Here is a 26745-nt window from a genome sequence, read left to right on the forward strand (position 1 = left end):
AGTTGTCCTTAACCGGGTATGCCGGGAAAGAGCGGGATCACCTCGCCCTCTCCGGTGAGGAATCGTCCGAACGCCGGCGCCGGCGGCAGGCCCTGGTAGCGCATCAGGCCGGCGGAGATCCGTGCCGAGCCGCGTCCCCACCAGTGGCTGGCGCCGTCGCAGGCGTGCTGGGCCAGCGCGGCGAGGCGCTGCGCCGGGGTCACCGCTTCGCTGCGCAGCAGGTTGCCGCTGATCAGCGATTGTTCGATGCGCGGTCCGCAGGGCGGTGCCGGGAGCTGCGCCACCGCCTGCTCGAAGGCCTCGACCTCGGCCTCCGGTTCGAGGGTGGAGAGCAGCAGGCTCTCGACCTGTTCGAACCAGCCGTCGTCGCCGCCGACCAGCCCGCCGAGGTCGGCGTTCGCCGGTAGCAGGCAGGCGACGGTCAGCGGGAAATAGCGACCGACCCGGTCGATGCTCGGCATCACCACTCCGGTCACCGCTTCGCCGCCGAGCAGGCCGGGGGCGATGGCGAAGCGCCACAGCGGGCTGGTCAGGTAGGCGTCGAGCCAGGCCGCGCCGAGCTCGTCCTGGCTGGCGCGCATGCCGCTGGCCAGCCAGGCGTCCCAGGGTTCGACGAAGGTGTTCGGCAGGCCGCGGCTGACGAAATCGCCGCGGCCGGCCAGCTTGCCGTAGAAACCGACGCTGTTCAAAGGCGCTCCGGGAGGCTGAAGCCGGACACGACCCGGCTCTTGAAGGGGTTGAAGGCGCTGCTGGCGCGCAGCTCGCAGGCGATGCTGGAGCCGTCGATGCGCAGCCGCAGGGTGAAGCGGTCCGGCGAGTTGCCGCGTTCCAGGTCCGACTGGTCGAGCAGGCGGAACCAGGCCCAGGGGCCTTCCAGGGTCAGGCCGGAACGGCCGCTGCTGGGCGGCGGCGTCACGGTCAGGCGGACCACGCCGAGGCCGTTGGCGCTCGGCCACTGCATCGCCACCGGGCGGGCGGGGCCGTGGTCGTAGGTCAGCTGCTGGCCGTCGAGGTCGAGGATGAACTGGCTGATCGCCGCGTCCATGGTCACCGGCTTGAGCTCGAAGCGCACCGTCGGTTGCATGCCGCCGGAGCGGAAGAAGGCGTCGCGGATCGCCGCTGCGCGCTGGAAAGTGTGCAGCACGCCGGGGTTGATGCCGAGCTTCTGCGCCGCGCCGGGCTGCCAGCGCCAGGTGCTGGCGGAGGTGTCGACGTAGGGTTGCAGGTACTGGCGGAAGTAGCTGTCCATCACCCCGCCGGCACCGAAGAAGTGGCCGAAGTCTTCCAGGGTGGCGTCGCGCGAACTGCCGGCGGCGATCGGGTAGCGCCCGGCCAGGGATTGCCGGTAGACGCTGACCACGTCGCTGATCCAGGCCGCGTTGAGCTGGTTGCGCACGCTGCCCATCATGCTGCTGGTGGTGGAGTTGACCACGTTCTTCACCAGGCCCTGGACCACCGGCGGCTGGCGCTCGGCGCTGAGGGCCACGCGCGAGGCGGCGGCGGCCACCTGGTTCTTGGCGTCGCCGAGCAGCGAGTCGCCGCTGGCTCCGGCCATGGCGCTGACCTGTACGTAGAGCGCGTTCATGTCCTCCAGCAGGCTGTCGATCGGCGCCGGCTCGTTGCCACCCTCGCCCTTGCTGACCAGGCTGTTGAGTTCGGCGAAGTGGGCGCTGATCGGGTCGCTGTCGACCTGCCGCGGCTGTTCGCGGGCGCCCTCTTCCTCCTGGCCGACCAGCGAGCCGAGGCGCTGCTTGAGCTTGTCCACGGTGCCGTCGGCGGCCTTCTTCACTTGCGCGGCGACCAGCCGGTCGCCCTTCTGCAGGTCGGTCTCGCGGGCCACCGCCTCGAGCAGCTTGCGGAACGGCGACGTCGGTCCGGAGAGAATGCGCAGCACGTCGGCGGCCTGGGTGACATTGGTGATCGGCACCACGGTGAGGTCGGCGAGCAGGTCGTCCCACTGCCGCAGGTAGTCCTGGAAATACAGGCGACGCACGTCGAGGGCCAGGTTGGCGGCGTCGCCGGCATCGTTCAGGTCGCGCCCGAGCACCCACTGTTCCTCGGCGATGGTGCCGGCCTGGCTGAGGCTGGCGGTGAGGAACACCTCGCGATAGCCGCGGTAGGTGAAGAAGCCGCTGAGCGGGTCGGTGAGCGGCTTGCCGCTCTTGCGCGCGAACACCAGCGGCGCGTCGCGGCCGGCGGCGTCGCTGATGCGGAAGTCGGGCACGTCCTTGGGCAGCCTCTGCCGCTTGACCCGGTCGTAGACCCGCTGCGCCACCGGCAGTTGCTGCAACTGGCGGCGCAGGTCCTCGACCAGGTCCTGGTCCAGGCGCGCCGACGGCGGCCGTCGTTCGAGCAACGCGTCGAGGTGCGCGTGCAGCGCCTGGCGCTGTTCCGGCGAGAGGTCGCGCGGCAGGTTGCGTTCCCAGTCGAGGCTGATCCAGGCCTTGATGAAGTCGGCGTCGTAATGGTCCGGGCTGCCGAGCATCAGGTAGGCCTTCAGGCCCTCGTAGAGGAAATCGCTGCTGCCGCCGGAGCGCAACTGTTCCTCGATGCGGGTCACCAGGCGCGGGGCGAACACCGCGATCAGCAGCTTGCGGTAGACGCTGGCGGACTCCTCGCCGAGCATGTCGCCCTGGTACAGCCCGTAGCCTTCGGCCCAGCTCGGCGCGTCGCCGGCGAGATTCTGCACCGCGTTGAGCTGTGGCAGTACGGCCAGGACGTCGCGCTGGGCCGGGCTCAGCGACTCGATGCCGCGCGCCAGCGGGTCGACGCGCTGGTCGACCGCGGCGATGTAGCTCTGGTTGGCGCGGTAGCTGGCGATCCATACCGCCGTCACCGCCAGCACCACCAGCGCGGTGGCGCTCAGCGCGCCGATGGTCAGCCACTTGCGGCGGCGCTCGACCTTCGGGTTGGTGCCGACCAGGCCGCGTTCGCCGAACGCCACTTCGCGGAACAGCCGCTCGATGAAGTAGCTGCGCCCGGTTCCGGTCTGCCGCGCCAGGTGCTGGCGGTCGAGGTTCATCGACTGCGCCATGCTGCCGATCAGGCGGTCGATCGGACTGCCTTCCTGGGTTCCGCTGGTGAAGTACAGGCCGCGCAACAGCGGGCGTTCCTCGTAGGGGTTGGGCTTGAACACGCCGTTGAGGAACTCGCCGAGGCATTCGCGCAGGGCGGCGAATTGCTGCGGGAAGCCGTAGACCAGGTCGCGCCGCGCCGGGTCGCGCTCCTGCTGCAGGCGTTCCACCAGGCGCGCGGTGAGACGCTGTTCGAGCAGGGCGAATTCGCTGTCGAACACCGCCAGCGGGCCTTCCGCGCTCTTGCCGTCGTCGAGGGCGAAGGTCATCCCCCAGACCTGCGCGCGTTCCTCGCGGTTCAGGCTGTCGAAGAACTCCATGAAGCCCGGCACCAGGTCGAACTTGGTCAGCATCACGTAGATCGGGAAGCGCACCCCGAGCTGCTGGTACAGCTCCTGGATGCGTGCGCGGATCGCCTGGGCATGGGCGGCGCGCTCGGCGTCGCTGCCCAGCAGCAGGTCGGAAAGGCTGATGGCGATGAACGCGCCATCGATGGGGCGGCGCTTGCGCTGGGTCTTGAGCAGGTCGAGGAAGCCCAGCCAGGCGGCCTTGTCCACCTGGGCGTGGCTGTCCTGGGTGGTATAGCGGCCGGCGGTGTCCAGCAGCACCGCTTCGTCGGTGAACCACCAGTCGCAGTTGCGCGTGCCGCCGACCCCGCGGATCGCCCCGGCGCCCATCTGTGCGGCGAGCGGGAAGTCCAGGCCGGAATTCATCAGCGCGGTGGTCTTGCCCGAACCGGGCGGGCCGATGATCACGTACCAGGGCAACTCGTACAGGTTGCGCCGCTCGCTGCCGCCCAGCTTGGCCCGCTTGAGCAGGGCCAGGGCCTCGTCCATGCGTTGCTTGAGGGTCGCCAGCTCTTCGGCGGTGGCGACGCTGGCGGCGTCCGGCGCGCTGACCTCGGCGAGACTCTGCATGACCTTCGCCGCGTTGCGCCGGGCCTGCACGATGCGCAGCACGCGGAAGCCGATCCAGACCAGGAACAGCAGGACGATCAGCACCCAGCGGCTGGTCGCCGAGGCCAACGGTTCGTAGTTGCCCAGGCGCAGCAGCGGGCCGAGGAACCAGATGATCAGGCTCAGGGCGAGCAGGCCGAGCACCGGCACCACCCAGCGCGCGAAGAAGTTGAGGAAGCCTTTCATTGCGCGCCCTCCGCGAATACGGTGATTTCCACCCGGCGGTTGCGTGCGCGGCCTTCGGCGCTGGCGTTGCTCGCCACCGGCTCGGTGTCGCTGCGCCCTTCGGCGGTGAAGCGGCCGGCGTCGCCGGTGGTCGCGCCGAGCAGGTCGGCGACCTCCTGGGCGCGGGCCTGGGACAGTTTCCAGTTGGACGGGTAGCGCAGCGTGGCGATCGGCCGGTTGTCGCTATGGCCGGTGACCAGCACCTGGCCCTTGACCTTGCGCAGGGCGTCGGCGATGCGCAGCAGCAGCGGCTGGAACTCGTCGCGCACGCTGGCGCTGGCGCTGGCGAACAGCTCGTCGCCGCGGATGGTCACCACCGAGCGGTCGACGGCGTCCTCCACCGCCACTCGCTGGGCCTTGATGTCGTCGGCGAGGAAGCGCGCCAGGCGTGGCCGCTCGATCACCCGCGGCTGCACCGCCGGGCGGTCGATGGCCTGCACCGGGATCTCGCCGATGGCGTGGATGCGCTTGAACACCGGCTCGGCGTCGGCGGCCAGCTTCATCCGCAGGCCGAACAGCAAGGCCAGCAGCAAGGCCAGGCCGATGGCGATACCGACCCACGGCGGCAGGTATTGCGAAAGGCGGTCGCGCATCACGCTGAGGCCGCGCCAGTGCGGCGACAGTTCGTGCTCGTACTCGCCGCGGGTGCTGCGGATCACCGCCGCGGTGCGCTCGCGCAGCGCCTCCAGTTGGCTGCGGCCGTCGTGCATGACCCGGTAGCGGCCTTCGAAGCCGAGGCTGGTGCACAGGTACAGCAGCTCCAGCAGGTGCAGGCGCTGGTGCGGGTTCTGCAGGCAGTGTTCGAGCAACTGGAAGACCTTCTCGCCGCCCCAGGCCTCGTTGTGCAGGGTGATCAGCAGGCTCTGCTTGCCCCAGTCGCTGGTGCTGCCCCACGGCGTGCTGAGCACCGCTTCGTCGAGGGCGGTGCAGAGCACGTAGCGCGCCAGCATCACTTCGTCCGGCGCCACGCCGGCCTGGCGTGCCTTCTCCTCGAACTGGCGCAGGTAGCCGAGCAGTTGCGCGCGCAGGCTGGCCGGCGCCGGATGGGCGATGGTGTTGCGCAGGCGGGTGAGCATCGCCAGCAGTGGGCCGGCGGCCTGCTCCAGCGGGTTGAGGCCGTCGCCGCGGCCGCTCAGCGGCGCCAGGCTGGCCATCGGCGGCGGCGTGTAGGGATCGCCGCCGCGGGGGCCGCCGGCCGGTTCCGGGGCGCGGCCGCCGGGACGCGGCATGATCATGGTGCGGTCGTCGGGCGGGCTTCCGTTGCCGCCGCCGGCCGGGGTGCCGAAGGGATCGTCGATGGGAGGCATCGTTGCTTATCCTCGAATGGCCCAGAAGGCCAGGTTCAGCCCGGGGAACTGGCCGGCGATGTGGAAGGCGAAGCCGCCGGAGTGCGTCAGCTGCTTCCAATGCGCGCTGCCGCGGTCCAGTTCGAAATAGGTGGAGCCGGCGTGGTAGGGGATCTGCCGCGGCGCCACCGGCATCGGCAGCAGGCCGATACCCGGCAGTTGCAGGTTGACCAGGTCGCGGATGTGCTCCACCGAGCCGACCTTGGCCTGCTGCGGGAAGTGCCCGCGCAGGCTCTCGCCGGGGACGTCGGCGCGCACCACCAGGACGAAGCTGGCGTTGTCGATCAGGCTGCGGTCGCTGAGCATCGCGACGTGCACGCCGTAGGCCTTCTCGACGATCGGGATGGCGATCGCCTTGGCGTCGATCACCGTCGCCAGCGCCTGGCGCAGGGCGAGCATCACCGGGGCGAAGCTGGCGGCCAGGTCGTCGTGGTTGTACACCGGGTACTCCTCGGGACGCCGCTGGCTGGCGGTGAAGGTGCAGAACTCGCCGGCCAGGGCCACCAGTTCGCGGTACAGCTCCTGCGGGTGCAGCGGGCGCACGCGGGACAGGTGACCGGTGAGGGCCTCGGCGCGGTTGACCAGTTGCAGCAGCAGGAAGTCGGCGATTTCCGAGGCGCCCCCGGCGCTGGATGCCACCACCCGCCCGGCGAGGGCTTCGCCGCGCTGGTGGAGCAGGCCCAGCAGCTCCTTGGCGAAGGACGCCAGGGGCGGCGCGGCGGCAATGTCGAGCACCGGCGGCAGGTAGTCCTCGTCCAGGCTCAGGGCCTGGTCCGCGCGCTTCTCGCGGACCCGCGCGACGCCCACCGCGGCGTATTCGCCGAGGCCGTCGCGCTCGGTCAGCAGGCGGAACGCCTGGCTGCCCAGGGCCACCGGGGCGCGGCTCTCGAAGGCGGCATTGTCGTCGCGCACTTCCTGCACCTGGCTGACGTAGCGGGCGCCGCCGAGGGCCTCGCCCTCCTCTACCGTGTCGCGGGTGCCGACCCGCTTCAGCGGCAGGCCGAGGTAGACGATGCCATCGCGCAGGCTTTCCTCGACATTCAGCGGCGCCGGCGCCGGATCGTCGGCGGGGATGTTGAACGGCGTACCATCCGGCAGCACGCCGCGGGCGTTGACGATGGCCAGCTTGCCCTGGGTCAGCAGGGCATCGTCCAGCTTCAGCTCGGAAAAGCCCCAGCCGCCCGCCAGGAGCGAGCGGCAGCGGCCATCCACCAGGGTTTCCAGGTAGCGGTCGTGCTGCTGGAAATGCTGTGGCCGCAGGAACATGCCTTCGGACCACACCACGCGGTTATTCCAGGACATAGGGACTCCGAAGGTTCAGGGCGCGGGACGCGCGACGATGCCGATGGCCTGCGCGCCGAGCGTGATGTCGAGATGGCTGGTGCGTTGCCCCGGCACGTCGAGGACCTGGCGCCAGGTGGCGCGGTCGAGGTCGCGGTAGGCGGCGACGAAACCGAGCTGGCGGGTCTGCTCGTCGAGCGTGCGTTCGATGCGCCGTTCCTCGCCCGGACGCAGGAGGAACTCGTCCTGCTCCACCAGGTCGCCACCGAGGGTCGACTGGGCGTTGTCGGTGAGGGCGAAGTAGTCGGCGCGGCCGAACGCGGTGTCTTTCTTCAGCTCGTACAGCCGCAGGCGCAGCGGCGCCGCCTGGCCGGCGGCGGACGGGTTGAGGTTCGGTGCGGCGTGGAGCCAGATCACCACCCGGGTCGGCGGGGTTTCCGGCGGGCTGGACGAACAGGCGGCGAGCAGCAGCCCGAACAGCGCGACGATCAGTTTCTGCATGGTGTCGTCCTCATTGACGTTGTTTCTCCTGGTGTTCGTTGGCGTCAGGAACGCCGTAGTCGAGCGCTGTGTTCCTCGTAGGCGCGGCTGAATTCGCGGCCGAAAAGCTCCTGGAAGTCGTCCTCCGCCTCGCGCAGGATCTTCGCGTACAGCTCGGTGAAACTGTCCCAGTTCTGTGCCTGGCGGGCCCCCGGCAGCAGGCCGGAAAGCCCGGCCGGCTTGCCGAAGCGGGCTTCCAGCGCGGCCGGTTCGAAGCGCGCCAGCAGGTGGCGGATGGCGGCCTGCACGCCGGCCATCACCGCCAGCTGGTGCGCCTTGAGGTCTTCGAAGCTGTCGGCCACCGCGCGATCCGGCGCCATGAACGCCTGGTTGTCGCGGCGCAGCAGGAGCAGCATGGCTTCTTCGACGTTCGGCGCGAACTTCAGCGGGTTGTTCTGCACCGGCTGGATCATGGTCTGCGCCATGCGGAACTCGCCCTTCAGGCTGGCCCGCGCGCGCAGCACGTCCACCAGTCCTTCCACCAGGCCGCGATAGCTGCGGCCGATGGCTTCCATCTGCGCTTCGGCGCCGGCCGGGTCGACCTTCAACTGGGTCATGCCGGCGCCGCGCAGGAACGCTTGCAGCAGGTCGCCGCCGGCCGTCGCGGCGGCGCTTGCCGGCGGCGTCGGCGCCGCCACGCTGGCTGGCTGTGGCTGTGGCTGTGGCTGTGGCTGTGGCTGTGGCTGTGGCTGTGGCTGTGGCTGTGGCTGTGGCTGTGGCTGTGGCTGTGGCTGTGGCTGTTGGGTGATCCCTGGGTCGGCGAAGGGCATCGCCAGCGGCGTCGGTTCGGCCGTCGGCAGCGGCTGGGCGACGGGCGTGGCGCTTGGCGCGGGCGTGTTGCCGAGCAGTTCGGCGAACGGGTCCCAGTCGGCCGGAATCAGCGGTGCGCCGCCAGCGGGCGGTGGCGCCGGGGTGGTCGCGGGGGGCGGCGGGATCACCGGTTCCGGCGGGCGGAAGTCGTGCTGTTCGGCCGGTACATGGTCCGGACGCGGCGCCGCGCCGGGCGGCGGCGGGGTGAGGAAGTCGAACAGGTCGGGCTTGGTGTCCAGCGGCGAGCCGCCCTGGAAATGCGCCGTCACCGCGGGGTGCGGGGTGGGCGCCGGTTCGGCGAAGGCAGGCGCCGATCCGGCGGCCTGCCGGCTCATCAGGGCGTCGAAGCTGGTGAACGGATCGGTCTGCGGATTGCCGCTGCCGGGCAGGGCGATGTCATGGCCGAGCTGGACGAGGATGTCGTATTCGCCGAGGCGGACGGTCTCGCCGTCCTGCAGCGGCTCGCTGTTGCCGCGGCGCAGGCGGTGCCCGGCATTGACCAGCAGCACGCCGTTGGTGCTGGTGTCGGTGAGGTAGTACACCCCGTCGCGGTTGAGGATGGTGCAGTGGCGGCTGGAGACCAGGCGCTCCGGGTCCGGCAGGACCCAGTCGTTGTCCGGGCCCCGACCGATGGTCAGCTGTCCCTGGTCCAGTACCTTTTCCGAACACTGACCGGGGGTCAGCTTGTGGTAGCTGGTGATGGTCAATCGCAGCGGCATTGCTACTCCTTGCATTGCCAGCGCCCGGCTCTTCCAGGCGCTCACCCCCGTGCCCGAGGGATTTCGGTTCGCATCCAGGCTGGCCCGACGGCTTTCCGGCGTTTCGTCGCCTCGGGAAGACACATCGGGTGGTACCGGATTATAAAAGACTAATCCTACGTCTTTTAAAGATTTGTCCGATCTGCGGTGTCATGCAACTAGTGGCGTTGTGCCTTCCTTGACAAGCCTTGCGGCATGCCACAAGAATTTTGCCAACCTTTCGAGTCATCCGATATTCATCAATGGCTCCTACAAGATCCGACGGAGTGGATCTTACAAGCGAAGGTGAGGGCCGCGCAGCGGCTTCGATGATAGGGAGATCGTCACCGTGCTGGATGTACCCGTTTTGCTGGCTGCCGTATCCCCGGACTCGCCCTGTGGCGACGATCTGGAGTACGACGCCGCGTTCCTCGAACTCGAACGCATCGCCCAGGGCCAACCCGAGCGCCAGATGGGCGATGCCGTGCTGCCCGCCGAGCCGCCGGAGTGGCCGCGCGTACGCGCGCTGGCCAGCGAACTGTTCGGCCGTAGCAAGGACCTGCGGGTAGCCAACCTGCTGCTGCAGAGCAACGTCGCCCTCGACGGCCTGGACGGGCTCGCCGACGGCCTGCTGCTGGTCCGCGAGCTGCTCGGCCAGTACTGGGACGGCGTCTATCCGCTGCTCGACGCCGATGACGACAACGACCCCACCTTCCGTATCAACGCCCTCACCGGCCTGGTCGCCGAACCGCTGCTGCAACTGGTCTGGGCGATCCCGCTGGTGCGCTCGCGGGCGTTCGGCCCGGTCAACCTGCGCGCCGCGCTGAACGCCGCCGGGCTGCAACGCTTCGCCAGCGAGACCCTGAGTCCCGAGCAGATCGCCGGCGCCTTCGCCGATGCCGACGCCGATGCGCTGGCCGCCACCCGGCGCGCCCTGGAAGGCGCCCAGGAACATGCCCTGGCCATCGAGAGCGGCGTCGCCGAACGGGTCGGCTCGGCCCAGGGACTCGACCTCGGTCCCCTTCGTCAACTGCTGCGCCAGGCCCTCCAGGTGTTCGACCTGTACGGCCCGCAGGGCGCCGGCGAGCCCTTGGCGCCGGGCGCCGAAGCGGCCGCCGACGAGCAGGGGGGCGCCGCGCCTGTCGCAGCCGTCGCCGCGCCGGCACCGCGAGCCAGCGGCGAGATCGCCAACCGCGAAGACGTCCTGCGCCAGCTCGACCGCCTGCTCGAGTATTACGTTCGCCACGAGCCGTCGAGCCCGGTGCCGGTGCTGCTCAAGCGCGCCAAGACACTGGTGACGGCCGACTTCGCCGAAATCGTGAGGAATCTCATCCCCGATGGGATTTCCCAGTTCGAAACCCTGCGAGGCCCGGAAAGCGAGTAACGCCTAGCGGCCGTCCGGGCCAACGCTGCAAGCCGCCGGGGCGATTCCGACGGCGCTAACAACCGCCGTCGCGCGAGGGAGAAACAAGATGGGAAGCACTACCAGCAGTCAGAAGTTCATCGCCAGGAACCGGGCGCCACGCGTGCAGATCGAGTACGACGTGGAGTTGTACGGTGCCGAGAAGAAGGTCCAGCTGCCCTTCGTCATGGGCGTCATGGCCGACCTCGCCGGCAAGCCCGCCGAACCCCAGGCGGCGGTCGCCGACCGCAAGTTCCTGGAGATCGACGTGGACAACTTCGATGCCCGGCTGAAGGCGATGAAGCCGCGGGTGGCCTTCAACGTACCGAACGTGCTGACCGGCGAAGGCAACCTGAGCCTGGACATCACCTTCGAGAGCATGGACGACTTCAGCCCCGCCGCGGTGGCGCGCAAGGTCGATTCGCTGAACAAGCTGCTCGAGGCGCGTACCCAGCTGGCCAACCTGCTGACCTACATGGACGGCAAGACCGGCGCCGAGGAAATGATCATGAAGGCGATCAAGGACCCGGCCCTGCTTCAGGCCCTGGCCAGCGCGCCGAAGCCCAAAGACGACGAGCCGCAGGCGTAAGAGGATTCCAGCATGGCCGAATTGAGCACCGAGAACCTGGCCCAGGGCCAGACCACCACCGAGCAGACCAGTGAGTTCGCCAGCCTGCTGCTGCAGGAGTTCAAGCCCAAGACCGAGCGCGCCCGCGAAGCGGTGGAGACCGCCGTGCGGACCCTCGCCGAGCATGCCCTGGAGCAGACCAGCCTGATCTCCAACGACGCGATCAAGTCGATCGAGTCGATCATCGCGGCGATCGACGCCAAGCTCACCGCGCAGGTCAACCTGATCATGCACCACGCCGACTTCCAGCAACTGGAAAGCGCCTGGCGCGGCCTGCACTACCTGGTCAACAACACCGAGACCGACGAGCAACTGAAGATCCGCGTGCTGAACATCTCCAAGCCGGAGCTGCACAAGACCCTGAAGAAATTCAAGGGCACCACCTGGGACCAGAGCCCGATCTTCAAGAAGCTCTACGAAGAGGAATACGGCCAGTTCGGCGGCGAGCCCTATGGCTGCCTGGTCGGCGACTACTACTTCGACCAGTCGCCGCCGGACGTCGAGCTGCTCGGCGAGATGGCGAAGATCTCCGCCGCCATGCACGCGCCGTTCATTTCCGCCGCCTCGCCGACGGTGATGGGCATGGGTTCCTGGCAGGAACTGTCCAACCCGCGCGACCTGACCAAGATCTTCACCACCCCGGAATACGCCGGCTGGCGTTCGCTGCGCGAGTCCGAGGACTCCCGCTACATCGGCCTGACCATGCCGCGCTTCCTGGCGCGCCTGCCCTACGGGGCGAAGACCGATCCGGTGGAAGAGTTCGCCTTCGAGGAAGAAACCGACGGCGCCGACAGCAGCAAGTACGCCTGGGCCAACTCGGCCTACGCGATGGCGGTCAACATCAACCGCTCCTTCAAGCTCTACGGCTGGTGCTCGCGGATCCGCGGCGTCGAGTCCGGCGGCGAGGTGCAGGGCCTGCCGGCGCACACCTTCCCCACCGACGACGGCGGCGTGGACATGAAGTGCCCGACCGAGATCGCCATTTCCGACCGCCGCGAGGCGGAGCTGGCGAAGAACGGCTTCATGCCGCTGCTGCACAAGAAGAACACCGACTTCGCCGCCTTCATCGGCGCGCAGTCGCTGCAGAAACCCGCCGAGTACGACGATCCGGACGCCACCGCCAACGCCAACCTGGCGGCGCGCCTGCCCTACCTGTTCGCCACCTGCCGCTTCGCCCATTACCTGAAGTGCATCGTTCGCGACAAGATCGGTTCCTTCAAGGAGAAGGACGAGATGCAGCGCTGGCTGCAGGACTGGATCCTCAACTACGTCGACGGCGACCCGGCCCACTCCACCGAGACCACCAAGGCCCAGCACCCGCTGGCGGCGGCCGAAGTGGTGGTGGAGGAAGTCGAAGGCAATCCGGGTTACTACAACTCGAAGTTCTTCCTTCGCCCGCACTACCAGCTCGAGGGACTGACGGTATCGCTACGCCTGGTATCCAAGCTGCCTTCGGCCAAAGAGGCCTGAGGCATTCAACGACAGCGCCTGCCATGGTGGCGGGCGCTTGCATAGCGTAGTGGCGCGAGCCACACGGGAGGAAAGATGGCTGTTGATATGTTCATCAAGATCGGCGACGTCAAGGGTGAGTCCAAGGACAAGACTCACGCCGAGGAAATCGACGTGCTGGCATGGAGCTGGGGCATGTCCCAGTCCGGGTCGATGCACATGGGCGGTGGCGGCGGCGCCGGCAAGGTCAACGTGCAGGACCTGTCGTTCACCAAGTACATCGACAAGTCCACGCCCAACCTGATGATGGCCTGCTCCAGCGGCAAGCACTATCCGCAGGCGAAGCTGACCATCCGCAAGGCCGGCGGCGAGAACCAGGTCGAGTACCTGATCATCACCCTGAAGGAAGTCCTGGTGTCCTCGGTGAGCACCGGCGGCAGCGGTGGCGAGGATCGCCTGACCGAGAACGTGACCCTGAACTTCGCCCAGGTCCAGGTCGACTACCAGCCGCAGAAGGCGGATGGCGCGAAGGACGGCGGTCCGGTCAAGTACGGCTGGAACATCCGCCAGAACGTGCAGGCCTGATGAGCCGGCTGCCGGTCATGGCGTGGCCAGGCCATGCCGTGGCCGGTGCGAGCGCCCGCCATGCCGGGTGCCGAAGGCGCGCGCGGCGCGCCGCGGACCTCGTCCGCCCGACCTCCTGCCGGAGGTACTGAATTCCACCGGGTCGTCCGTCGCGTCCGCCGGGCGCCATGGCCGACCCTTCATTCGCATCCGGGCGCCTGGGCTCCCGGCTACAGGGAAGTATCGCGATGATCGCCGAAGAACTGTTGCGCGCCGGGCGCCTGGACGATGCCTTGAAAGCCTTGCAGGAACAGGTGCGCAGCCAGCCGTCGAACGCTACCCTGCGGATCTTCCTGTTCCAGCTGCTGGCCGTGATGGGCCAGTGGGCGCGGGCGCAGAACCAGCTCAAGGTGGTCGGCGAACTGGATGCCTCGGCGCTGCCGATGGTACAGACCTACTCCACCGCCATCGACTGCGAGGCGCTGCGCCGCGAGGTGTTCGCCGGGCGCCTGACGCCGGTGATCCTCGGCCAGCCGGCGGAATGGATCGCGCCGCTGTTGCAGGCCCTGAGCCTGGACGCCGAAGGCCATGGCGAGGCCGCCCAGGCCCTGCGCGAGCAGGCCTTCGACGCCGCGCCGGCGGTGCCCGGGCGGATCGGCGAAGCGCCGTTCGCCTGGCTGGCGGATGCCGACACGCGCCTCGGCCCGGTGCTCGAGGTAATCGTCAACGGTCGCTATGCCTGGTTGCCGATGAGCAACCTGCGCAGCCTCAAGGTCGAGGCGCCGAGCGACCTGCGCGATCTGGTCTGGCTGCCGGCCGAACTGACCCTGGCCAACGGTGGCGCCACCGTCGCGCTGCTGCCGGCGCGCTACGCGGAAACCGTCGAGCACGGCGACGACGCCGCGCGCCTGGGGCGCAAGACCGAATGGCTCGACAGCGGCCTGCCGGTCGGCCAGCGGCTGTTCGTCACCGATGCCGGCGAGACCGCGCTGTTCGACCTGCGTGAACTGGACTTCGAGCCGACGGACGCCTGACATGGCCGAACTGACCCTCCAGGAGCGCCTGCAGCCGTCGCTGCTCGACCGCCTCACCGACGACGAGCCGGGCAACCTCAAGGAAGCCGCGGAGCGCCGGGTGCTGACCCTGAACCAGCTGAAGGCCTCGGTGCTGCGCGACCTGGCGTGGCTGTTCAACACCACTTCGCTGTTCGACCACGGCCCCGCCGCACGGATGCCGGCCGGCAACTCGGTGCTCAACTACGGGCTGCCGGCGCTGGCCGGGCACACCGCGTCGAGCGTCGACGTGCATGCCATCGAGGCGCTGCTCACCGAGACCATCGCCACCTTCGAGCCGCGCATCATCCGTTCTTCGTTGCGGGTGCGCGCGCAACTGCTGCCCGGCGAGATGGACCACAACGCCCTGAGCTTCGAGATCGAGGGCGACCTCTGGGCCGAACCGGCGCCGCTGCGCCTGCTGCTGACCACCAACCTGGACCTGGAGACCGGCCACGTGCGCGTCGCCCAGGGCGAGCGGAGGCGTACATGAACCCGCGCCTGCTCGAGTACTACAACCAGGAATTGCAACACATCCGCGAAAGCGCCGCGGAGTTCGCCGAGGAATTCCCGAAGATCGCCGGGCGCCTGTCGCTGTCCGGCTTCGAGTGCGCCGACCCCTACGTCGAGCGCCTGCTGGAAGGCTTCGCCTATCTCACCGCGCGGGTCCAGCTGAAGCTCGACGCGGAGTACCCGACCTTCACCCACAACCTGTTGGAAATCGCCTACCCGCACTACCTGGCGCCGACCCCGTCGATGACCGTGGTGCAGTTGCGCCCGGACCCCAACGAAGGCGCCCTGAGCAGCGGCTTCAGTGTCGAGCGCGGGGCCTCCCTGCGCGGCCAGCTCGGCCCCGATGACCAGACCGCCTGCGAATACCGCACCGCCCATCCGGTGACCCTGTGGCCGCTGGAAGTGGCCCAGGCCGACTACTTCGGCAATCCCGCCGCGGTGCTCGGCCGCCTCGCCGCCAGCGAGCCGCGGGCCAAGGCCGGCCTGCGCATCCGCCTGCGCAGCGGCGCCGGCATCCCGTTCGACAGCCTGTCGCTGGACGCCCTGCCGCTCTACCTGCACGGCGCCGACGAACAACCCTACCGCCTCTACGAACAATTGCTCGGCAACGCCTGCGCGGTGTTCGTCCGCGCCCCGGACAATGCCTGGGTCGAACGCCTGCCGACGAGCAGCCTGCGTGCGCGCGGCTTCGACGACGAGGACGCGCTGCTGCCGGTGGTGCCGCGGGCGTTCCAGGGCTACCGCCTGCTGCAGGAATACTTCGCCCTGCCGGCGCGCTTCCTGTTCGTCGAGTTCTCCGGCCTGAACCGCGCCCTGCGTCGATGCCACGGCGAGGAGCTGGAACTGGTCGTGCTGTTCGGCAAGCACGACCAGCGCCTGGAGGGCACGGTGGACGCGGAGCAACTGGTGCCGTTCTGCACCCCGGCGATCAACCTGTTCCCGCGCCGCTGCGACCGCATCCACCTGTCCGACCGGGTCAACGAGCATCACGTGATCGTCGACCGCACCCGTCCGCTGGATTTCGAGGTGCATTCGCTGCAACAGGTGAGCGGCCACGGCAGCGGTCCGGAGCAACCCTTCCAACCGTTCTACGCGGTGCGCGACCCGGCGCGCTACGGCCGCGAGCAGGCCTACTTCAGCGTGCGCCGCGAACCGCGCGTGCTGTCCAGCAAGCAGCGGCGCAAGGGCCCGCGCTCGACCTACGTCGGCAGCGAGACCTTCGTCGCCCTGGTCGACGCCAACCAGGCGCCCTATCGCCACGACCTGCGCCAGCTCGGCATCGCCGCGCTGTGCACCAACCGCGACCTGCCGCTGTTCATGCCGATCGGCGCGCACAAGAGCGACTTCACCCTGGAGGACAGCGCGCCGGTCATGCAGGTGCGCTGCCTCGCCGGACCGAGCCGGCCGCGCGCCAGCCGTGCCCACGATGCCAGCGCCTGGCGGCTGATCAGCCAGCTGTCGCTGAACTACCTGTCGCTGGCCGAGCGCGGCCAGGGCGCCGCCGCCCTGCGCGAGCTGCTGCGGCTCTACGGCGACAGCGGCGATCCGGCGCTGCAATTGCAGATCGAGGGCCTGCGCGAGGTCAGCAGCAAGCCTTGCACGCGGCGCCTGCCGATGCCCGGGCCGATCGTCTTCGGCCGTGGCCTGGAGATCACCCTGGACTTCGACGAGAACGCGTTCCGCGGCACCGGGGTGTTCCTTCTCGGCGCTGTGTTCGAGCGCTTCCTGGCACGCTACGTGTCGATCAACAGCTTTACCGAGACGGTGCTGCGCACCGGCGAACGGGGCGAGGTGATGAGATGGCAGGCGAAGCCGGGCAGCCGTCCGAACCTCTGAACCTGCTCGCCGGGATGGCGGCGGCGCCCTGGGACTATGACTTCTTCCAGGCGCTGCGGCGCATCGAGTGCGAGTCGCCGCAACTGCCGCGCCTCGGTCATTCGGTGCGGCTGGCGGACGACCCGCTGCGTCTCGGGCAGAAGCCCGACTGCACCTTCGCGCCCTCGACCCTGGCCTCGGTGAGCCAGGCCGGCACCGCTGCGGTGCCGCGCCTGGACCAGTTCTTCTTCGGCCTCACCGGCCCCAACGGGCCGCTGCCGCTGCACCTCACCGAATACGCCCGGGAACGCCAGCGCAACGTCAACGACGCGACCTTCAAGCGCTTCATGGACGTCTTCCACCACCGCCTGCTGACCCTGTTCTACCGGGCCTGGGCGGAGGCGCGGCCGGAGATCAGCCACGACCGGATCGACGACGACTACTGGTCGGCGCGCCTCGCCGCGCTCTCCGGGCGCGGCATGCCGAGCCTGCGGGGGCGCGAGCCGCTGGCGGATACCGCACGCTACTACTACACCGGCCACCTCGCCGCGCAGACCCGCTACCCGGACGGCCTGCGGGTGATCCTCGCGGAGTATTTCGAGGTCCCGGTGGCGGTCGAGGAATACGTCGGCCAATGGCTGGAGCTGCCCGAGCGCAGCCGCCTCGGCGTCGACTCGACGAGCCTGGGCATGGACGTCTGCCTGGGCACCCACGTCTGGGACCGCCAGCACAAGTTCCGCCTGCGCCTGGGGCCGCTGGACCTCGATCAATACCAGCGCTTCCTGCCCGACGGCGACCACTTCGTCGAGCTGGCCGCCTGGGTCGCCGAATACCTGGGCGAGGAGCTGGACTGGGACGTCAACCTGGTCCTGCAACGCCACGAAGTACCCCCGCTGGGCCTGCAGGGCGGCGGGCGGCTCGGTTTCAACACCTGGCTGGGCGATCCCGGCCAGGACGCCAGGGATCTACTGCTGGCCCGCCAGTACGCCACTGCGCGGCCGCACGAGCACAAGGAGAAGGAACATGAGTGAGATCAGTCGCGTTGCGCTGTTCGGCAAGCTGAACAGCCTGGCCTACAAGGCCATCGAGGCCGCCACGGTATTCTGCAAGCTGCGCGGCAATCCCTATGTCGAGCTGGTGCACTGGTTCCACCAGATCCTCCAGTTGCCGGACTCGGACCTGCACCAGATCGTCCGCCAGTCCGGGATCGACCCGGCGCGCCTGGCCAAGGACCTGACCGAGGCCCTCGACCGCCTGCCGCGCGGCTCGACCTCGATCACCGACCTGTCCTCCCATGTCGAGGAAGCGGTGGAGCGCGGCTGGGTCTACGGCAGCCTGATGTTCGGCGAGAGCCAGGTGCGCACCGGCTACCTGGTGATCGGCATCCTCAAGACGCCGAGCCTGCGCCATGCCCTCACCGGGCTGTCGGCGGAATTCGCCAAGCTCAAGGTCGAGGCGCTCACCGAGCGCTTCGACGAGTACGTCGGCGCCTCGCCGGAGAACGGCCTGTCGGCCAGCGACGGCTTCAACGCCGGCGCCGCCCCGGGCGAGGCCAGCGGCGCCCTGGCGCCGAGCGCGATGGGCAAGCAGGAGGCGCTCAAGCGCTTTACCGTGGACCTCACCGAGCAGGCCCGTAGCGGCAAGCTCGACCCCATCGTCGGGCGTGACGAGGAGATCCGCCAGTTGGTGGACATCCTCATGCGCCGCCGGCAGAACAACCCGATCCTCACCGGCGAGGCCGGCGTCGGCAAGACCGCGGTGGTGGAAGGCTTCGCCCTGCGCATCGTCGCCGGCGACGTCCCGCCGGCGCTGAAGGACGTCGAACTGCGCGCCCTCGACGTCGGCCTGCTGCAGGCCGGGGCGAGCATGAAGGGCGAGTTCGAGCAGCGCCTGCGCCAGGTGATCGAAGACGTGCAGAGTTCCGAGAAGCCGATCATCCTGTTCATCGACGAAGCCCACACCCTGGTCGGCGCCGGTGGCGCGGCCGGAACCGGCGACGCCGCCAACCTGCTCAAGCCGGCCCTGGCGCGCGGCACCCTGCGCACCGTGGCGGCGACCACCTGGGCCGAGTACAAGAAGCACATCGAGAAGGACCCGGCGCTGACCCGGCGTTTCCAGGTGGTGCAGGTGGACGAGCCGTCCGAGCACAAGGCCATCCTGATGATGCGCGGTGTCGCGTCGACCATGGAGAAGCACCACCAGGTGCAGATCCTCGACGAGGCGCTGGAGGCGGCGGTCCGGCTGTCGCACCGCTACATCCCGGCGCGCCAGCTGCCGGACAAGTCGGTGAGCCTGCTGGATACCGCCTGCGCGCGCACCGCCATCAGCCTGCACGCGGTGCCGGCCGAGGTCGACGATAGCCGCCGGCGCATCGAGGCGCTGGAAACCGAGCTGGCGATCATCCGCCGCGAGAGCGCCATCGGCGTCGCCACCGCCGAACGCCAGCGCAACGCCGAGACCCTGCTGGCCGAGGAGCGCGAGCGCCTGGCCGCCCTGGAGCAGCGCTGGGCCGAGGAAAAACGCCTGGTCGACGAACTGCTGGAGACCCGCGCCCGTCTGCGTGCCGCCGCCGAAGCGGTGGACGCCGGCGGCGTGCCGCTGGGCGAAGGCGAGGCGCGTCTCGACGAGGAACAGCGCCAGGCGCTGCATGCGCGGCTGGCGGAGCTGCAGGCGCAACTGAGCGCGTTGCAGGGCGAAGAGCCGCTGATCCTGCCGACCGTGGACTACCAGGCGGTGGCCTCGGTGGTCGCCGACTGGACCGGCATCCCGGTCGGCCGCATGGCGCGCAACGAGATCGAGACCGTGCTAAACCTCGACCGGCACCTGAAGAAGCGCATCATCGGCCAGGACCACGCGCTGGAGATGATCGCCAAGCGCATCCAGACTTCCCGCGCCGGCCTCGACAACCCGAGCAAGCCGATCGGCGTGTTCATGCTCGCCGGCACCTCCGGGGTGGGCAAGACCGAGACCGCGCTGGCCTTGGCCGAGGCCATGTACGGCGGCGAGCAGAATGTCATCACCATCAACATGAGCGAGTTCCAGGAAGCCCACACCGTCTCCACCCTCAAGGGCGCCCCGCCCGGCTACATCGGCTACGGCGAGGGTGGCGTGCTGACCGAGGCGGTGCGTCGCAAGCCCTACAGCGTGGTGCTGCTGGATGAAGTGGAGAAGGCCCACCCGGATGTCCACGAGATCTTCTTCCAGGTCTTCGACAAGGGTGTGATGGAGGACGGCGAAGGCCGGGTGATCGACTTCAAGAACACCCTGATCCTGCTCACCACCAACGCCGGCACCGAGATGATCGCCAGCCTCTGCGCCGATCCGGAACTGATGCCCGAGCCGGAAGCCATCGCCAAGTCGCTGCGCGAACCGCTGCTGAAGATCTTCCCGCCGGCGCTGCTCGGCCGCCTGGTGACCATCCCCTACTACCCGCTCAGCGACGACATGCTCAAGGCCATTTCGCGCCTGCAACTGGGGCGGATCAAGAAGCGCGTGGAGGCGACCCACAAGGTGCCGTTCGAGTTCGACGAGGGCGTCGTCGACCTGATCGTCTCGCGCTGCACCGAGACCGAGAGCGGTGGCCGGATGATCGACGCGATCCTCACCAACACGCTGTTGCCGGACATGAGCCGCGAGTTCCTCACCCGCATGCTCGAAGGCAAGCCGTTGGCCGGGGTACGCATCAGTAGCCGCGACAACCAGTTCCACTACGACTTCGCCGAGGCCGAGTGACAACCAGCGACACGTAGAGCAGTAGAAGGAACCGTCGATGGGATTGATGCAACTGACCCGCCTGGTCCAGGTGGATTGCCCGCTGGGGCCGGACGTGCTGCTGTTGCAGCGCATGGAGGGACGCGAGGAACTGGGACGGCTGTTCGCCTACGAGCTGCACCTGGTATCGGAAAATCCCAACCTGCCGCTGGAGCAGTTGCTCGGCAAGCCGATGAGCCTGTCGCTGGAGCTGCCCGGCGGCAGCCGGCGCTTCTTTCACGGCATCGTCGCGCGCTGTAGCCAGGTGGCCGGGCACGGCCAGTTCGCCGGCTACCAGGCCACCCTGCGGCCCTGGCCGTGGCTGCTGACGCGCACCTCGGACTGCCGCATCTTCCAGAACCAGAGCGTGCCGGAGATCATCAAGCAGGTGTTCCGCGACCTCGGCTTTTCCGATTTCGAGGATGCCCTCACGCGCCCCTACCGCGAGTGGGAATACTGCGTGCAGTACCGCGAGACCAGCTTCGACTTCATCAGCCGGCTGATGGAACAGGAGGGCATCTACTACTGGTTCCGCCATGAGCAGAAGCGCCACATCCTGGTGCTCTCCGACGCCTACGGCGCGCATCGCAGCCCGGGTGGCTACGCCAGCGTGCCGTACTACCCGCCGACCCTCGGCCATCGCGAGCGCGACCACTTCTTCGACTGGCAGATGGCACGCGAGGTCCAGCCCGGTTCGCTGACCCTCAACGACTACGACTTCCAGCGCCCCGGCGCGCGCCTGGAGGTGCGTTCGAACATCGCCCGGCCGCACGCGGCGGCCGACTACCCGCTGTACGACTATCCCGGCGAATACGTGCAGAGCCAGGACGGCGAGCAGTACGCGCGCAACCGCATCGAGGCGATCCAGGCGCAGCACGAGCGCGTGCGCCTGCGCGGCGTGGTGCGCGGGATCGGCGCCGGGCACCTGTTCCGCCTGAGCGGCTATCCGCGCGATGACCAGAACCGCGAGTACCTGGTGGTCGGCGCCGAATACCGGGTGGTCCAGGAACTCTACGAAACCGGCAGCGGCGGCGCCGGCTCGCAGTTCGAGAGCGAGCTGGACTGCATCGACGCCAGCCAGTCGTTCCGTCTCCTGCCGCAGACTCCGGTACCGGTGGTGCGGGGTCCGCAGACTGCGGTGGTGGTCGGGCCCAAGGGCGAGGAGATCTGGACCGACCAGTACGGCCGGGTCAAGGTGCACTTCCACTGGGATCGCCACGACCAGTCGAACGAGAACAGCTCCTGCTGGATTCGCGTGTCCCAGGCCTGGGCCGGGAAGAACTGGGGTTCGATGCAGATCCCGCGGATCGGCCAGGAAGTGATCGTCAGCTTCCTCGAAGGCGACCCGGACCGGCCGATCATCACCGGGCGGGTCTACAACGCCGAGCAGACGGTGCCCTACGAGCTGCCGGCGAACGCCACCCAGAGCGGGATGAAGAGCCGTTCGAGCAAGGGCGGCACGCCGGCCAACTTCAACGAGATCCGCATGGAGGACAAGAAGGGCGCCGAGCAGTTATACATCCACGCCGAGCGCAACCAGGACAACCTGGTCGAGAACGATGCCTCGCTGTCGGTCGGCCACGACCGCAACAAGAGCATCGGCCACGACGAGCTGGCGCGCATCGGCAACAACCGCACCCGCGCGGTGAAGCTCAACGACACCCTGTTGGTGGGCGGGGCGAAGAGCGACAGCGTCACCGGCACCTACCTGATCGAGGCCGGCGCGCAGATCCGCCTGGTCTGCGGCAAGAGCGTGGTGGAGTTCAACGCCGACGGCACCATCAATATCTCCGGCAGCGCCTTCAACCTCTACGCCAGCGGCAACGGCAACATCGACACCGGCGGCCGCCTCGACCTCAATTCCGGCGGCGCCAGCGAGGTCGACGCCAAGGGCAAGGGCGTGCAGGGCACCATCGACGGCCAGGTACAGGCGATGTTTCCGCCGCCGGCGAAGGGCTGAGGCGGCGGCATCCTGGCTGCCCGCCCTTGGGCGGGACGCCGCGGGAGCCTTGACGATTCGCGCATGTCCTCGCCAGGCAGAAGCGGCGGTCGCTCAAGACCGATGGTGTTGCGCTCAGGGCAGATCGACCTTCAGGCCGCGGCCAGTGCGTATACCGACGTAGTAGGCGTCCTTGAGGGCCCTGGAGAGTTCCGGGTCGGTTTCGTCGAATTCCTTCACGGCGATGCTGCCGAGGGTCAACCGGTGCAGTGCGGAACGATCCAGGCTGCGGTCGAGCAGGACGGACCTGATGTACTGCAATTGCTTTTCCGCGGACAGCAGGACCTCGTATCCCGGATAGCGGGCCAGCCGGTCGACGACCAGCGCCAGAGCGCGGTCGATGTATTCGATGGGTGTCATGATCCCTCCCGGGGAAGCAGACCGAAGGAGCCTTTCTCGTTGGAGAACAGTTGTTGCGCGCCGCCTTTGGCGGGATATGACTGTCCCTTTACCGACCAGAAGTCATCGGTCGGCGCAGCGGTGCTGCGCAGGACCTCGACCTTCTGGGTCGTCCTGTAGGAGTTGAGGACCTTGGGTTCGATGGTGTTCGCCGCCCGGTTGGTGCCCATGGGGTTGATTCCCAGCTCCGTGGGCTGCACGCGCGGGCTGAGTGTATACCAGTTGCCCTGCGGCGCTCCGGGGGACTGGTACTGCCACAGGTTCTTGCCGGGCGCGAGGGTTTCCACACGGACCGGATGGTTGAAGTCCAGGCCGTTCATGTACGACTCGGCATCGGCAGGATCGATGTCCTTCGACTTGAAGAACTTGGCGGCGGTTTCACGATTCCCGCGGTAGTTGATGTCGTGGTCGAGGTTGCCGGAACGACCGAACTTGTTGTTCAGGTAGGCGCGTCGTTGCGCGGTTTCGGAGGTCACCGCTGCCGGACGACGACCGGCGAGTTTCGGCCCGAAGCCCAGCAATGCCATCCCCGCCACGCCCTGGAACAGGTCGCGGTAGCCGGGACCGAGGCGGTCGCCGAGGTCGCCGAGCAGGGCCATGCCGCCCATCATCAGCCCGCCGATGGCGACGAAGCCGGCCAGCGCCGCGACCCCGGCCATCGCCGCCAGCAGCAGGCCGCCGGCAAGGGCCGCCAGGCCCAGCGCCTCGAGGCCGGTGTGCAGCCATTCCTCCAGGTCGAGGACGAAGGCCACCCGCTCGGTGGGGCCGCCGATGAAGGTGTCCTGGCTGCCGGTCTTGATGTGCGCGCCGCAGACCATCTTGCTCTGCAGGCGCGCCGCCGGCTTGCCGTTGATGTACACGGTGGCGCTGCCTTCGGCGATCAGCACCGGGAACGGCCACAGCGGATGGTTCAGCGGCAGGCCGCTGCAGGTGGCGGAGACGTCGTCGCCGGCGCGCATCGCGTTGCGACTGTTCACGTAGACGTTGAAGCTGCCGCGTATGAGCACCCCGGTGGTCGGCTCGGGTAGCTCGAAGATGGTGGTCAGGCCCTTGACGATCTGGAACATCGACAGCCCGCCGGCGGCGATCGAACCGGCCAGGATCACCGCGGCCAGGCCGCCGGTGGCGGCGGTGGCGGCGACCACGGCGGCGCCGATCAGGGCTCCGGCCACGGCTCCGGCGACCATCGCGGCGACACCGAAACCGTGGGCTATCTCATCGCCCAGTCGGGCGGCGGCTTGCGCATCCATGCGTCGGTACTCGGATCAGCTAGGGGTCGGGCGCGGGACCAGGGTCTGCATCGCCTGCTTCCAGGCCGGCTCGTGGTGCGGCAGGTCAGCCGGGGTGGTGGTCAGGGTGGTGATCAGCACCGCCGGGCGGCGCTCGATGAACACCTGGCGCAGCATCAGGTCGCGGCCCTCGCGCTGCCACTGGTAGTCGAGGAGCACGGCGGCGTGGCCGTGGATGTTGATGTCCCAGCGCTTGTGCAGCTTGAAGCCGGGCAATTGCTTCTCGGCATTCTCCAGTTGGCGGGCGACATAGTCGGCGAACGGCGCGTCGCCCTGGCTGGCGTCGCGGCTGATGACGAAACTGGCTTCGCGGGCGGGGCCGCTGGCGGGGAGCTTGAAGATGTTGATGCTCTGGTCCTGCCAGGCATCGGGAATCTCGAGATCGGCTTCGTGGAGGCGATAGAGCGTCACTGTGTTAACCCCTTCCCTAGGATTCTGAGTGAGTCATTGCTGGACAAAAGCTTTACGGAATGTTGCTCGCGAATCAAGGCTTTCCTGGCCCGAAGCGGCCTTTCGTGATGGCCTTCTGCCTGTTCGCCGTCGGTCGGGGCGCTCGTCGGAATCTGTGTCACGCATCTCCCCTTTCCACCGCATCCGCGCCTATGCTGCTTGGGTGGCGCCGCTCCAACGGCGCCAGTGATGGACGTGGATCAAGGATGATTTCATGGCACTTGCGCAACAGACCCGCCTGGTCCGGGTCGACAGTCCGCTCGGCGCGGAGGTCCTGCAATTGCAGCGAATGGAGGGTCGCGAAGAGCTCGGCCGGCCGTTCGCCTACGAGCTGGAACTGATCTCGGAAAACCCCGACCTGCCACTCGACGGGCTGCTGGGCAAGCCGGCCAGCCTGGCGCTGGAACTGCACGACGGCAGCCGGCGGCATTTCCACGGCATCGTCGCCGCTTGCAGCCAGGGATCCGGCAACGGCCAGTTCGCCAGCTACCAGGTCACCCTGCGCCCCTGGCTGTGGCTGCTGACGCGCACCTCCGACTGCCGCATCTTCCAGAACCAGAAGGTCTCGGACATCATCAAGCAGGTGTTCCGCGACCTCGGCTTCTCCGACTTCGAGGACGCCCTGAGCCGCTCCTACCGCGAGTGGGAATACTGCGTGCAGTACCGCGAGACCAGTTTCGACTTCGTCAGCCGGCTGATGGAGCAGGAAGGCATCTACTACTGGTTCCGCCACGAGCAGAGCCGCCACATCCTGGTGCTCTCCGACGCCTACGGCGCGCACCAGAGCCCACCGAACTACGCCAGCGTGCCCTACTACCCGCCGACCCTGGAACAGCGCGAGCGCGACCATTTCTACGACTGGCACATGGCGCGCGAGGTGCAGTCCGGCTCACTGAGCCTCAACGACTACGACTTCCAGCGTCCCGGCGCGCGCCTGGAGGTGCGTTCGAACATCGCCCGCTCGCACGCGGCGGCCGACTACCCGCTGTACGACTACCCCGGCGAATACGTGCAGAGCCAGGACGGCGAGCAGTACGCGCGGACCCGTATCGAAGCCTTGCAGGCGCGCTACGAACGGGTGCGCCTGCGCGGCCGCGCCCGCGGCCTGGGTTCGGGCCACCTGTTCAAGCTCAGCGGCTACCCGCGCGAGGACCAGAACCGCGAGTACCTGGTGGTCGGCGCCGAGTACCGGGTGGTCCAGGAACTCTACGAGACCGGCGGCGGCGGGGTCGGCGCGCAGTTCGAGAGCGAGCTGGACTGCATCGATGCCGGCCAGGCCTACCGCCCCTTGCCGACCACTCCGCTGCCGATCGTCCGTGGCCCGCAGACTGCGGTGGTGGTCGGGCCCAAGGGCGAGGAGATCTGGACCGACCAGTACGGCCGGGTCAAGGTGCATTTCCACTGGGACCGCCACGACCAGTCCAACGAGAACAGCTCCTGCTGGATGCGCGTCTCCCAGGCCTGGGCGGGGAAGAACTGGGGCTCGATCCAGATCCCGCGGATCGGCCAGGAAGTGATCGTCAGCTTCCTCGAAGGCGACCCGGACCGGCCGATCATCACCGGGCGGGTCTACAACGCCGAGCAGACGGTGCCCTACGAGCTGCCGGCGAACGCTACCCAGAGCGGCACCAAGAGCCGTTCGAGCAAGGGCGGCACGCCGGCCAACTTCAACGAGATCCGCATGGAGGACAAGAAGGGCGCCGAGCAGTTGTTCATCCATGCCGAGAAGAACCAGGACATCGAGGTCGAGAACGACGAGACCCACTGGGTCGGCCACGACCGGACCAAGACCATCGACCACGACGAGACCGTGCACGTGAAGCACGATCGCACCGAGACCGTGGACAACAACGAGACCATAACCATCGGCGTCGACCGCACCGAGAAGGTCGGCAACAACGAGAAGATCAGTATCGGCGCGAACCGCACCGAGGACGTCGGCAGCAACGAGACCATCAGCATCGGCGTCGACCGCACCGAGAAGGTCGGCAGCAACGAGAAGATCAGCATCGGTGCCAATCGCACCGAGGACGTCGGCAACGACGAGACCATCAGCATCGGCGCGAACCGTAGCGAGTCGGTGGGCAACAACGAGACGATCAGCATCGGCGCCGACCGCAGCGAGTCGGTGGGCGCCAACGAGACCATCGACATAGGCGGCAACCAGAGCACCAGCATCGGCAAGAACGAGTCGCGCAGCGTCGGCCAGGGCCGCGATACCTCGGTGGGCAAGGACGATAGCCTGGACGTGGGCAAGAGCTTCACGCTCAACGCCGGCGACTCGATCACCCTGGTCACCGGTGCCGCCAGCATCCGCATGAAGAAGGACGGCAGCATCGTCATCAGCGGCAAGAACATCACCATCGACGGATCCGGGGCGATCAACGTCAAGGCCGACAAGAACGTGGTGGTGAAGGGACGCAAGATCCTCCAGAACTGAAGCGGCGCAGAGCCAGGGAGTCAGCG

The 26745-nt window shown here is 68.4% G+C and carries 20 protein-coding genes; 11 read left to right on the forward strand and 9 right to left on the reverse strand.

Annotated features, from left to right (window positions below):
* Positions 1–8: 8 nt before the first annotated feature.
* Genes tagF through tagH form a run of 6 tightly spaced genes read right to left on the reverse strand, consistent with a single transcriptional unit; the run spans position 9 to position 8951 of the window.
* On the reverse strand, positions 9–689 hold the full coding sequence (gene tagF, locus LE197_RS29260; RefSeq protein WP_003106966.1) for a type VI secretion system-associated protein TagF: 681 nt from the start codon (positions 687–689) through the stop codon (positions 9–11).
* Positions 686–4216, reverse strand: coding sequence for a type VI secretion system membrane subunit TssM (gene tssM, locus LE197_RS29265; protein WP_033987790.1), 3531 nt, complete (start codon positions 4214–4216; stop codon positions 686–688). Before tssM ends, tagF begins: the two co-directional genes overlap by 4 nt.
* Positions 4213–5562, reverse strand: coding sequence for a DotU family type VI secretion system protein (locus LE197_RS29270; protein WP_003118500.1), 1350 nt, complete (start codon positions 5560–5562; stop codon positions 4213–4215). The genes tssM and LE197_RS29270 overlap by 4 nt, the downstream gene beginning before the upstream one ends.
* A 6-nt stretch (positions 5563–5568) precedes the next feature.
* Positions 5569–6903 (reverse strand): type VI secretion system baseplate subunit TssK, encoded by a 1335-nt coding sequence (gene tssK / locus LE197_RS29275; RefSeq protein WP_023117262.1) that lies wholly within the window; start codon positions 6901–6903, stop codon positions 5569–5571.
* Positions 6904–6918: 15 nt separating this feature from the next.
* A complete protein-coding gene (gene tssJ / locus LE197_RS29280; protein WP_003083660.1) occupies positions 6919–7383 on the reverse strand; it encodes a type VI secretion system lipoprotein TssJ in 465 nt (154 codons plus the stop codon).
* 44 nt (positions 7384–7427) lie between these two features.
* Entirely contained in the window at positions 7428–8951 is a 1524-nt protein-coding gene (gene tagH, locus LE197_RS29285) for a type VI secretion system-associated FHA domain protein TagH (RefSeq protein ID WP_226033787.1), read from the reverse strand.
* A gap of 367 nt (positions 8952–9318) precedes the next feature.
* Between tagH and tssA the strand changes: the two genes are divergently transcribed.
* From tssA to vgrG1a, 10 genes are all read left to right on the forward strand, one after another.
* A complete protein-coding gene (gene tssA, locus LE197_RS29290; protein ID WP_003104975.1) occupies positions 9319–10353 on the forward strand; it encodes a type VI secretion system protein TssA in 1035 nt (344 codons plus the stop codon).
* 88 nt (positions 10354–10441) lie between these two features.
* Positions 10442–10960: a type VI secretion system contractile sheath small subunit gene (tssB, locus tag LE197_RS29295; protein ID WP_003083666.1), complete on the forward strand. Its 519-nt coding sequence runs from the start codon at positions 10442–10444 to the stop codon at positions 10958–10960.
* A 12-nt stretch (positions 10961–10972) separates the two neighbouring features.
* Positions 10973–12469, forward strand: coding sequence for a type VI secretion system contractile sheath large subunit (tssC, locus tag LE197_RS29300; protein WP_003104973.1), 1497 nt, complete (start codon positions 10973–10975; stop codon positions 12467–12469).
* Positions 12470–12544: 75 nt separating this feature from the next.
* Entirely contained in the window at positions 12545–13033 is a 489-nt protein-coding gene (gene hcp / locus LE197_RS29305) for a type VI secretion system receptor/chaperone Hcp (protein WP_003083670.1), read from the forward strand.
* A gap of 167 nt (positions 13034–13200) precedes the next feature.
* Positions 13201–14046, forward strand: a complete 846-nt coding sequence (gene tagJ / locus LE197_RS29310; RefSeq protein WP_003119488.1) for a type VI secretion system accessory protein TagJ — start codon at positions 13201–13203, stop codon at positions 14044–14046.
* Between the two features lies 1 nt (position 14047).
* Complete coding sequence (gene tssE, locus LE197_RS29315; protein ID WP_003104971.1) at positions 14048–14557, forward strand: type VI secretion system baseplate subunit TssE; 510 nt, start codon at positions 14048–14050, stop codon at positions 14555–14557.
* Positions 14554–16413: a type VI secretion system baseplate subunit TssF gene (tssF, locus tag LE197_RS29320; RefSeq protein WP_003083676.1), complete on the forward strand. Its 1860-nt coding sequence runs from the start codon at positions 14554–14556 to the stop codon at positions 16411–16413. Before tssE ends, tssF begins: the two co-directional genes overlap by 4 nt.
* Complete coding sequence (gene tssG / locus LE197_RS29325) at positions 16377–17423, forward strand: type VI secretion system baseplate subunit TssG (protein WP_003104969.1); 1047 nt, start codon at positions 16377–16379, stop codon at positions 17421–17423. The genes tssF and tssG overlap by 37 nt, the downstream gene beginning before the upstream one ends.
* Positions 17416–20124, forward strand: a complete 2709-nt coding sequence (tssH, locus tag LE197_RS29330; RefSeq protein WP_010793589.1) for a type VI secretion system ATPase TssH — start codon at positions 17416–17418, stop codon at positions 20122–20124. The genes tssG and tssH overlap by 8 nt, the downstream gene beginning before the upstream one ends.
* 46 nt (positions 20125–20170) lie before the next feature.
* The gene (vgrG1a, locus tag LE197_RS29335) at positions 20171–22102 is read left to right on the forward strand and encodes a type VI secretion system spike protein VgrG1a (RefSeq protein ID WP_003142374.1); all 1932 of its coding nucleotides are present in this window, start codon (positions 20171–20173) and stop codon (positions 22100–22102) included.
* 114 nt (positions 22103–22216) lie between these two features.
* Here the strand turns inward: vgrG1a and LE197_RS29340 are convergent, their stop codons facing one another.
* From LE197_RS29340 to eagT6, 3 genes are read right to left on the reverse strand one after another with little or no spacing between them, the layout of a single operon-like run.
* Positions 22217–22501, reverse strand: coding sequence for an immunity protein Tsi6 family protein (locus LE197_RS29340; RefSeq protein ID WP_003104961.1), 285 nt, complete (start codon positions 22499–22501; stop codon positions 22217–22219).
* The gene (gene tse6, locus LE197_RS29345) at positions 22498–23790 is read right to left on the reverse strand and encodes an NAD(P)+ glycohydrolase Tse6 (RefSeq protein ID WP_003104959.1); all 1293 of its coding nucleotides are present in this window, start codon (positions 23788–23790) and stop codon (positions 22498–22500) included. The genes LE197_RS29340 and tse6 overlap by 4 nt, the downstream gene beginning before the upstream one ends.
* 15 nt (positions 23791–23805) lie before the next feature.
* Entirely contained in the window at positions 23806–24240 is a 435-nt protein-coding gene (gene eagT6 / locus LE197_RS29350) for a type VI secretion system effector EagT6 (protein WP_003083692.1), read from the reverse strand.
* 253 nt (positions 24241–24493) lie between these two features.
* On the opposite strand from eagT6, the gene vgrG1b reads away from it, so the two are divergent.
* Positions 24494–26719: a type VI secretion system spike protein VgrG1b gene (gene vgrG1b / locus LE197_RS29355; protein ID WP_059309747.1), complete on the forward strand. Its 2226-nt coding sequence runs from the start codon at positions 24494–24496 to the stop codon at positions 26717–26719.
* Positions 26720–26745 lie beyond the last annotated feature (26 nt).

Source organism: Pseudomonas sp. PS1(2021) (assembly GCF_020405165.1).
GTDB classification, from domain to species: Bacteria; Pseudomonadota; Gammaproteobacteria; order Pseudomonadales; family Pseudomonadaceae; genus Pseudomonas; species Pseudomonas aeruginosa.

What these genes read in the sequence shown, in the direction of transcription:
- tssM (WP_033987790.1), bottom strand. Translation starts at nt 4,216, where the DNA reads ATGAAAGGCTTCCTCAACTTCTTCGCGCGCTGGGTGGTGCCGGTGCTC.
- LE197_RS29270 (WP_003118500.1), bottom strand. Translation starts at nt 5,562, where the DNA reads ATGCCTCCCATCGACGATCCCTTCGGCACCCCGGCCGGCGGCGGCAAC.
- tssK (WP_023117262.1), bottom strand. Translation starts at nt 6,903, where the DNA reads ATGTCCTGGAATAACCGCGTGGTGTGGTCCGAAGGCATGTTCCTGCGG.
- tssJ (WP_003083660.1), bottom strand. Translation starts at nt 7,383, where the DNA reads ATGCAGAAACTGATCGTCGCGCTGTTCGGGCTGCTGCTCGCCGCCTGT.
- tagH (WP_226033787.1), bottom strand. Translation starts at nt 8,951, where the DNA reads ATGCCGCTGCGATTGACCATCACCAGCTACCACAAGCTGACCCCCGGT.
- tssB (WP_003083666.1), top strand. Translation starts at nt 10,442, where the DNA reads ATGGGAAGCACTACCAGCAGTCAGAAGTTCATCGCCAGGAACCGGGCG.
- tssC (WP_003104973.1), top strand. Translation starts at nt 10,973, where the DNA reads ATGGCCGAATTGAGCACCGAGAACCTGGCCCAGGGCCAGACCACCACC.
- hcp (WP_003083670.1), top strand. Translation starts at nt 12,545, where the DNA reads ATGGCTGTTGATATGTTCATCAAGATCGGCGACGTCAAGGGTGAGTCC.
- tagJ (WP_003119488.1), top strand. Translation starts at nt 13,201, where the DNA reads ATGGCCGACCCTTCATTCGCATCCGGGCGCCTGGGCTCCCGGCTACAG.
- tssE (WP_003104971.1), top strand. Translation starts at nt 14,048, where the DNA reads ATGGCCGAACTGACCCTCCAGGAGCGCCTGCAGCCGTCGCTGCTCGAC.
- tssF (WP_003083676.1), top strand. Translation starts at nt 14,554, where the DNA reads ATGAACCCGCGCCTGCTCGAGTACTACAACCAGGAATTGCAACACATC.
- tssG (WP_003104969.1), top strand. Translation starts at nt 16,377, where the DNA reads ATGGCAGGCGAAGCCGGGCAGCCGTCCGAACCTCTGAACCTGCTCGCC.
- tssH (WP_010793589.1), top strand. Translation starts at nt 17,416, where the DNA reads ATGAGTGAGATCAGTCGCGTTGCGCTGTTCGGCAAGCTGAACAGCCTG.
- vgrG1a (WP_003142374.1), top strand. Translation starts at nt 20,171, where the DNA reads ATGCAACTGACCCGCCTGGTCCAGGTGGATTGCCCGCTGGGGCCGGAC.
- LE197_RS29340 (WP_003104961.1), bottom strand. Translation starts at nt 22,501, where the DNA reads ATGACACCCATCGAATACATCGACCGCGCTCTGGCGCTGGTCGTCGAC.
- tse6 (WP_003104959.1), bottom strand. Translation starts at nt 23,790, where the DNA reads ATGGATGCGCAAGCCGCCGCCCGACTGGGCGATGAGATAGCCCACGGT.
- vgrG1b (WP_059309747.1), top strand. Translation starts at nt 24,494, where the DNA reads ATGGCACTTGCGCAACAGACCCGCCTGGTCCGGGTCGACAGTCCGCTC.